The organism is Mesorhizobium sp. WSM4819, from assembly GCF_055811215.1.
This window is the reverse complement of sequence record NZ_JBVVQO010000022.1, coordinates 92,717-100,499: the sequence shown is the minus strand read 5'-3', so window position 1 is coordinate 100,499 and position 7,783 is coordinate 92,717. Positions and strand designations below refer to the sequence as shown.

Below are 7,783 nucleotides of genomic sequence, written 5' to 3'. Positions count from 1 at the left end.
TGTGGCTTCTCCTCACCGCCCCTCAAAGTCAGCCGAAGGAACTCGAAGCCTGATCCCTCTCATTGTTCACGGCCGACGAAATACGTTCAAATCATTCTGTCCATGGGGGAACACCGGCCCTCGTAGGCGGCGACGAGAAGGTCGAAGTCGACTTCGCCCGCCCCGGTCCAGCCGGCATGCAAAGAACTAAACTACGCCCCCGCCCGGACGATCACCAGATTTCTCATGCCCGAGCCCTCCGGCAAAGGCCGACACTTCTGCGGCCGCTGGCGTGACTTGTCGACGGTTCAAAGGCCTCCGGGCGGATCGTAGCACCAGATCGCTCGTTTCTAGCCAGGAGATCGATCTGAGATGGCATGAATGCGTTTCAGAGCTCCCACGCCGGCGCCGCGCAGCTTGGTACGAAGCTGCGGAGAAACAACGCCTACAACTTCCAGGCAAAATCTCGCAACGAGCACTGGATCCAATATCCATGCAAGCAGATGAAACAGTGTCCTACCCAGCGGCGCTGTCCGCCTGTGCCGATAGGCAATCGCGACGAGGTGTTTTACCCGCCTCGACAATTCGAAAGCGTTCGCGGTAGAGCCGTCGGGATTCTGCCAAGCCAATCGTTCGGAGTTTGGCAATCGCACCGAGCGCGCCGGATGGTCACGGCTGTATAGTATCGCGTTGGGCGCGTGAACAAACGGCCCGAGAATGGCCATCTCGGCCAGAAGCGCACAGTCGGACCCATAATAAGGCTTATGCAATGTCGTTTTGAGCAGAGAATCTCGGCGCCAAAGGCCAAACATGGCCGCATCCCATCCGTGCGCGGCAACCACCTGCCGGAAGCGGGACGCGGGCGACGATCCTCCCATATCCGGCCGCACCCGTTCGACAGAGGAAGTTAGCTGACCGGTCTCGTCGATCCCCAGCAGTCGCGGGTAGGCAATGACGTGGCGGGCATTCGCGTCAAGCGCACGCACGCAGTCTGTCAAGAAACCACCGCTCAAGAGGTCATCGTGCGCGCACCATTTGAAATATTCGCCTGTGCTCAGCTGGAAAGCTCGATTGAAATTGGCACCGGCGCCCAAATTGCGAACGTTTCGGACATAGCGTATGCGCCTGTCCCGCTGCGCAAATTCCAGACATATATCCGCTGTCCTGTCCGTCGAAGCATTATCGGTGATGACAAGTTCGAAATCGCCGAAATCCTGCTCGAGGATCGACTGAATCGCATCGGACAGGAAATTCTCGCCGTTGTAGACGGGTAAACCAAGGGATACCTTTGGCGAATTGGAATGTTCCATTTCCAGGCTCCTTCTGGGTGGACCTCAGACCGCGACGACTTCCGGCCGCAGGTCCAGTGCAATCAAGGATTGCGCCACTTCATTCAGGTATATCGGGTTCATGACGATGACGAGATCAGGCGGAGTGTCCAACAGGTCGCCTGGCGCGATGACCGGGTGACCGGTGCCGGGCGTAAACTTGCCTTGCTTGTACGGGTTGATGTCGACTGCTGCCCAGACTTCGTCTCCAAGTTGCAAGGTCGTCAGGAACGACACTGCCTTGGAGCCGCCGCCCCACAGGACGACCCGCCGGCCGGCGGCGTATGCGGCGCGAATGCGCTCCTGCCAGGAATTCTGAGCGGCTCGCACGCGGGCGGGAAAGGTTTCCGCCAAACGGTGCATCACTTCCAGATCGTGCTCGAGCGGTAGTCTCGGGGTCGTCCGGCCGGTCGACGGCCGGGCGTACTGAACGATGTACTGGTTGTCATAGACGAGTTCCAGATCGGTAACGTCGAAACCTTCCTGGCGAAACAGGCGTGCGTGCGCGCCAGGACTGAAATAGGAGCAATGCTCGTAGTAAATGTCCCAGAACGCGCTCTCTACGAGCACACGTTTTGCATCAGGCGTTTCGAAGACGGCCCAGTCCTGGGTCCTTTTGCCGATCATCTTGCGGATCAGCTGCACGAAACTCGACACCGAGCTTACGTGTTCGAGCGTGTGGCGACAGAGGACCGTATCCGCCTGGAGATGCTGGTAGTCTGGCCCGAAATAGTCGACGATGATCTTGACGTCGCCGTACTCATCATTGCGGCCTTTGTCGGCTCGATAGGCTGGATCAATACCGAGCCCGGTGGCGCCGCCCGATATGCAAAGTTCGCGGAGAAATTCACCCTTGCCGCAGCCGATCTCCAACACGTGCTTGCCGCCTATCGCACATTTTTGTGCGATCTCGCGTGCAAGTCCCTTCGCGAAACTGTTGAAGGTGCTGGAAAAATGCTGGGATTCCTCGAAATTGGTCGAGTAACCAATAATCGTTTCGTCAAAGGCCCTGTTGAATATGAATCCGCATGCCTCGCAGAATGCGAGGTCAAGGTCGCGGCGGGGAAAGTCGTGCGCTTCTCGGGCCGAGTTCAGCAGGACGCAACTATGCACCGGGATGGATTCGACCCGGTAGATTGACCGGCTGACTGGCGCCGAGCAGCACGGGCACGCGGCCGGTCCAAGCGCTTTTTTGTTGCTTGCGATGTGAAGGTCAAATGAGTTCATTGTAGAATTGGCTCGACAAGAGAACCGGTGATATCGCGCGTCGAGCTCTCGGCTCCGACGAGTTCATTGTACTCGGTTGCGCGAGCGAGTTGGACAGACTGGGCCAGGCCAAGGGCGTCGAGTATCGCCAGGTCGAACCTTTCCTCGGAGAACCGGGTCGCGTTCATGCGACAGGCGTGCGGCGTGATGGACAGCGCATTTTTCTCGAACAGATCAATGGCCCCAGCTACGGAATCGATGGTCTGACGGTCGAAGAGCACACCTGTCGGATGGGCGCTCTCGCCAAGCGGTCGGACGATGTCGCGCGCGCCGCCGCGGCCGAAGGCGATCAATGGCGTGCCGCACGCCTGGGCCTCGGCAAGCGTTATCCCGAAATCCTCACATCCAGCGAACACCATCGCACGAGCATTGGCGATTTTTTCGACGTATTCATGCCGCGGCAGATAACCGGTGAAGACTATGTTGGGGCCGGCAAGCGATCGCAGATGCTTGGATTGTACTTCGTCGCCGACAACAACCAGGCGACGCGACGGCGTTTTGCTGAACGCCTCGATTATCAGATCCGTACGTTTGTACGGGGCGTGGAACGCAGCCGTGACGTAGTAGTCACCCTTGTTGACGACGAGTTCAAGATCCTCGATGGCGACGGGCGGATGGACCACCCGCGCGTCGCGGCCGTAAATCCGCTCGATTCGTGAGCGGACATAATTCGAGTTTGCCAGCATCAGGTCGGGACCGTGCGCCGTTCTCGTGTCCCAGGTGCGCAGCCTGTGAAGCATGTAGCGAAAGGCAAGACCCTTCGGGCCAAATCCCAAGCCGGCCTGCTGCAAATAGGAGAATTGTTCGTCCCACGCATATCGCACCGGACTGTGCACATAGCACAAATGTGGTTGGTCTGGGCGGGTCAGAACGCCTCGCGAGAATGCGGCCGAAGACGAAATTACCGCGTCATAACCTGTGACATCAAACTGTTCGATCATGAACGGACAGAGAAAAAACAGTGACCTGTAGTACTTTTTCACGAACGGAAGTCGATTCATGCCGGAAACGTGGAAAATTACGCCTCGAAAATACTCTTCCTTGATCTCTTTCGGGAGAAAATCAAACAGGGTGAAGACCTCGGCTCTCGGAAAAATCCTGCATATCCGGGCAAGGACCTGCTCCCCTCCCCGAAAGTTCGGGCACCAATCATGCACGACGGCGATGCGCGCATTGCGGTCGATGGCGGCAAATGGCGTCTTGCTGATGGACCGCAACTGTTTGGCATCACGGCCCACCATGGTGGTTGCTTTCGGCTGTCGCACATGGCGCATGCATTGCCCTCCAGGAATGTTGGCACCTTTTTCCGGAATTCTTGTTGCCCGGATGCTCAGCGACTGTGTGTCGTCCACCCCGTCCAAACAAGCTGCCTATCGGGTTAAGCGCCGCACGCTCCTGAGGCCCGATGTACTCCAACGGGGTACGCCTCCTACTTCGATGGGCCTAAGCACGCATCGACGCTAACCTTATGCGCAGGCTGTATCGGCGCGCTTGGTGGATTACGATGCTGGTGCTCCGATTTCGGAAGCCATCGTGAAAGAGTTACTTAATCTACTGGCCTGGACGGAGAGTTAACTGCCGGGAGCCACACTATGTTCGGGAATCCAGTGTAGAGGTAAAAATGCACGAACTGTCTTTTTTAGTCGAGAACGGTACTTGCTCAAGTAATCGAGCCCGCTGCGGGGATACCCTGACCAATCGGCGCGACGCCTGTCGCCTTCTCCACGTGGTTTTGTCGGCGGGGCTAGGCTTGGCCTGTATGTTGAGTACTTCGGCTGCGAATGCCAAAGAGTATGTACTCGGGCCGCAGGATAAGATCCGCATCAAGGTCTACGAATGGCGGGCATCGCGCGACACGATTTTTGCCTGGGCTGCTCTCAACGACGTCTACACGGTCGGTCCCAACGGCTCCGTTTCGCTGCCGCTGGTCGGCGAAATCAAGGCTGTCGGTCTCACGGCCGGACAAGTTGCGAATTCGATCGGCGACAACCTTATGAAAAGCGTCGGCCTTGCCCGAAAACCGAACACCGCTGTTGAAATCGTCCAGTTCCGACCGTTCTATGTTGTCGGCAAGGTGACGCAGTCGGGAGAATTCGCATACCGGCCTGGTCTGACCGTCTTGCAGGCATTGAGTATCGCGGGCGGGTTGCGGACTCGAGAGGACAGGGATGCCAGGTTCGAGCGCGAAGTGATCCAGGGCCAAGGCGATGTGAGCCTGCTTAGACTGAGCGAGGCCAGTCTCCTCGCTCGCAAGGCACGACTCGAGGCGGAACTCTCGCATGCCAGCGACATCCAGTTTCCGGCCCAATTGACATCGCGCATTCAGGACGACGTCTTTGCCGTGCTCTTGAAGCAGGAACGCTTGATCTTCCAAGCGCGCAGCGAGGGACTGGACACTCAGGTCAAGGCGCTTCGTGGTCTGCGCGAATTCCTCGAGAAGGAACTTGCCTCGCTGGAAGCGCAACTCGTTTTCCTCGACAAGCAAATCGGCTCAATCCAGAAAGAATTGACAGCGGTTTCGGCGCTTGTCGCCAAAGGTCTTGCGGCGGCGCCGCGCGAGTTTTCTCTGGAGCGGGCCCTTGCCCAGGCGCAGAGCGAGAGATTGTCGGCGGAAACCAGTCTGCTGCGCGGGCGTCAGGAAATCAGTAAAACTGACATATCAATTCTCGAGCTCCAGGACGGGCGCAAAAATGAGGTAACGATCGACCTGCGTCAAACGCAAGCTGAGCTCGATGCTCTCGAAAGCAAGACAGAGACGACAAGGCGGCTATTGTACGAGTCCGCGGTATCTGCCCCGACCCTTCTTGCCCGCCGAGCTGACGCGGAGCTGGCTGCGCCGATCTACACGATTTTCCGGGCGTCGGCGGATGGTGCGACAGTGCAAATCCAAGCGAACGAAACGAGCGCCGTCGAGCCCGGAGACACGATCAAGGTTGAAATACCACTGGCTGCGGATGAAACGGGCGCGCTGGACCTGACATCGAGCGAGCGGCACGAGGCGCCGGGAATAGAACTCAAGGCAGAAACCGCCGGCGATACTGTAGGCATTCCGTAGCCGTGCGGACTTTGCTAGCTAGTGTCCGTCCATAAACAGTAATTTTTCGAAGTATTTATTGTGGCCGCCCATGTCGATTCGCGGTATTTCTGACTGTTTGGTGGTTCTATCTGCACGAAGCGTTAGAAGAGAAGTAGAGGTCTCTCGCCGTCCGCTAGTTGGCCCATGGTTGAACCGCCCAGCTGGGCGCCGGGTAGGCTTTTGCGAAGTCGGCGGTGGGTCAGTTCGACTTGATGCGGGCGAAGAGGGCGAGATTGTAGGCCACCACCGAGGACCGGACATAGGTCTTGAAGTGGTCGAGCCCGCGCCAGGTGCAGCGGTCCAGGCCAAAAGCGCGCTTCAAACATGAGACGCCGGCCTCGATGCCGGCACGGAAGTTGCGCAGCTTGCGATACACCCAGCGGCTCTTGGCTGGGCAGAGTCCCCGATTATGCGCCCACTCCCGTACTTGGCGGCGCTTGACTCCGGGGACGTTCGCGAGGGGATTCGCATGACCGCCGCCGACCCGCCCGTGGGCGTGTTCCTCCATGTCGCCACCCTGGGTCGCTACCAGGAAGTGGCGGACGAGGTGCTGAGCGCGGTGAGGGACTCGGGCCTGCTCGATCGGGCGGCTTTCATCGAAGTAAGCGTCGTGGGGACGGGGCCGGTGACCGTGCCGATCAACGACCCCAAGCTGCGCGTCGAGCGCCGAGCCGAGGACGTGACCGTGTTCGAGCACCCCACCCTCGACTCGATCCGGGCCCATTGCCTGGAGCGACCGGACCTGCGAGTCCTCTATCTCAACTGCCTGGGCGGCCGGCACGTCGGGCCGCAATGGACGTTGCGCGCGGAATGGCGACGGCTTGTCCACCTGCTGCTGGTGGAGGGCGCCCCGCGCTGCCTGGAACTGCTCGAAAGCCACGACGTGGTCGGCGTCGACTGGAGCGAACGCCCCATGCCGCACATGACCAGCAACAACTGGTGGGCGCGCGCGGACTACGTGGCCGGCCTGCCGACGCTGGCCGAGGCGACCGAGCAGGTGAGGACGGCGGACCTGTCCGCCTACCGCCACCTGTGGCGCGACGAGGCGATGAAGCTGCGCCACACGGGCGAGTTCTGGATCGGCATGGGCGCGCCGCGGGCGTTCGCCCTCTTCCCGCTCGGTGCGCTGGGCCTGCCCGTAGGCGAGACGGGCTCCGTCCCCTGGTGGGGGCTGCCCGGCGTCGAGTGGAGCTATCTCGCGCGGCGCGCGGCGGGCGGGCCGCGCAATTGGCGAAGCGAGCTGGCGTTCCTGCGCCGCCGCGCCTTCGCCAATGCACTGTTCTTCGCGCGCGGCCTGAAGAAGCGCCTGCGTGGCTGAGCGAGGCCGCGACGGCGGGAACATCACCCAGCCGTAATCAGCGTTCCGCAGACGCCACGGACAAAAGCTGGCGGACCTCCTCCGAGAACCGTGCGGGCGAGCAGATCTCCGCCACACGGGCCAGAGCCGCCGCCCGAACCGATCCCCAGAGGCCCGCGTCGCCGTAGAGGCGCGCGCACTGGCGGGCGAAGGTCTCGGCGTCGTCGGCTGCAAGCACCTCGCGCATCAATGCGCAACTCATCGACGCGGCCACCAACTCCCACATCTGGGGCGACCGCTTCGATCGCGACCTCGCCGATGTCTTCGCCCTCCAAGATGAGATTGTCGCAAGAATCGTCGAGGCTCTTTCTGGGGCATTGCCGGGTGCGAGACAGATCACCCATCGACGCACGGCCAGCCTGGAGGCTTATGACCTGTTCATCCGCGGCAAGGCCCAAATTGCCCAAGCGTCTGAGAGCACGGCGACCGGTCGCGACCTCCTGCTCGGTGCCATCCGCCTCGACCCGTCATTTGCAGATGCCTATGCATGGCTCGCGCACGCTCTTCGTGTCGCCTGGATTTACGGTGGTGAGCCGGAAGCCGCGCTCCGTCCTAAGGCACGCGATGCGGCGCAACGGGCCCACCTCGTCTGACTGGTTGAAGGTGTGCTTGAGGATCGCCCGCCCCGGGGAGAGTGGTGCGGCATCCTTGCCGCGCTTGCCATTAGCAGCGATGTCGGCGAGCACGAAGAACTTGCGATGTGCATGCACCCAGCACAGCGCCTGGGTCAACGGACCGGGGCCACGACGTGATCACTTCGATCTGATGCTTCGTCAC

7 protein-coding genes and 1 pseudogene are annotated in these 7,783 nt (G+C 60.4%); 2 read left to right on the top strand and 6 right to left on the bottom strand.

Translation table 11 applies throughout. The features are described from left to right. Positions 1 to 329 precede the first annotated feature (329 nt). From AC0L18_RS20405 to AC0L18_RS20395, 3 genes are all read right to left on the bottom strand, one after another. Complete coding sequence (locus AC0L18_RS20405; protein WP_473493915.1) at positions 330 to 1,289, bottom strand: glycosyltransferase family 2 protein; 960 nt, start codon at positions 1,287 to 1,289, stop codon at positions 330 to 332. Between the two features lie 24 nt (positions 1,290 to 1,313). Then, positions 1,314 to 2,297, bottom strand: coding sequence for a class I SAM-dependent methyltransferase (locus AC0L18_RS20400; RefSeq protein ID WP_473493922.1), 984 nt, complete (start codon positions 2,295 to 2,297; stop codon positions 1,314 to 1,316). 233 nt (positions 2,298 to 2,530) lie between these two features. Beyond that, a complete protein-coding gene (locus tag AC0L18_RS20395; protein WP_473493921.1) occupies positions 2,531 to 3,814 on the bottom strand; it encodes a glycosyltransferase in 1,284 nt (427 codons plus the stop codon). A gap of 518 nt (positions 3,815 to 4,332) precedes the next feature. Between AC0L18_RS20395 and AC0L18_RS20390 the strand changes: the two genes are divergently transcribed. Further along, positions 4,333 to 5,628: a polysaccharide biosynthesis/export family protein gene (locus AC0L18_RS20390; protein WP_473493914.1), complete on the top strand. Its 1,296-nt coding sequence runs from the start codon at positions 4,333 to 4,335 to the stop codon at positions 5,626 to 5,628. 220 nt (positions 5,629 to 5,848) lie between these two features. Here AC0L18_RS20390 and AC0L18_RS20385 read toward each other — a convergent pair. Continuing rightward, positions 5,849 to 6,037: pseudogene (locus tag AC0L18_RS20385) on the bottom strand (transposase); the annotation flags it as partial. An 81-nt stretch (positions 6,038 to 6,118) separates the two neighbouring features. Between AC0L18_RS20385 and AC0L18_RS20380 the strand changes: the two are divergent. After that, the gene (locus AC0L18_RS20380) at positions 6,119 to 6,967 is read left to right on the top strand and encodes a hypothetical protein (RefSeq protein WP_473493913.1); all 849 of its coding nucleotides are present in this window, start codon (positions 6,119 to 6,121) and stop codon (positions 6,965 to 6,967) included. A gap of 37 nt (positions 6,968 to 7,004) precedes the next feature. Here AC0L18_RS20380 and AC0L18_RS20375 read toward each other — a convergent pair whose 3' ends face one another. Then, positions 7,005 to 7,232 carry a hypothetical protein gene (locus AC0L18_RS20375; RefSeq protein ID WP_473493912.1) on the bottom strand — a complete coding sequence of 76 codons (228 nt, stop codon included), beginning with the start codon at positions 7,230 to 7,232 and terminating at the stop codon, positions 7,005 to 7,007. A 241-nt stretch (positions 7,233 to 7,473) separates the two neighbouring features. Further along, entirely contained in the window at positions 7,474 to 7,737 is a 264-nt protein-coding gene (locus tag AC0L18_RS20370; protein ID WP_473493924.1) for a hypothetical protein, read from the bottom strand. Positions 7,738 to 7,783: the final 46 nt, after the last annotated feature.

What these genes read in the sequence shown, in the direction of transcription:
- AC0L18_RS20375 (WP_473493912.1), bottom strand. Translation starts at nt 7,232, where the DNA reads ATGTGGGAGTTGGTGGCCGCGTCGATGAGTTGCGCATTGATGCGCGAG.
- AC0L18_RS20390 (WP_473493914.1), top strand. Translation starts at nt 4,333, where the DNA reads ATGTTGAGTACTTCGGCTGCGAATGCCAAAGAGTATGTACTCGGGCCG.
- AC0L18_RS20405 (WP_473493915.1), bottom strand. Translation starts at nt 1,289, where the DNA reads ATGGAACATTCCAATTCGCCAAAGGTATCCCTTGGTTTACCCGTCTAC.
- AC0L18_RS20380 (WP_473493913.1), top strand. Translation starts at nt 6,119, where the DNA reads ATGACCGCCGCCGACCCGCCCGTGGGCGTGTTCCTCCATGTCGCCACC.
- AC0L18_RS20395 (WP_473493921.1), bottom strand. Translation starts at nt 3,814, where the DNA reads ATGGTGGGCCGTGATGCCAAACAGTTGCGGTCCATCAGCAAGACGCCA.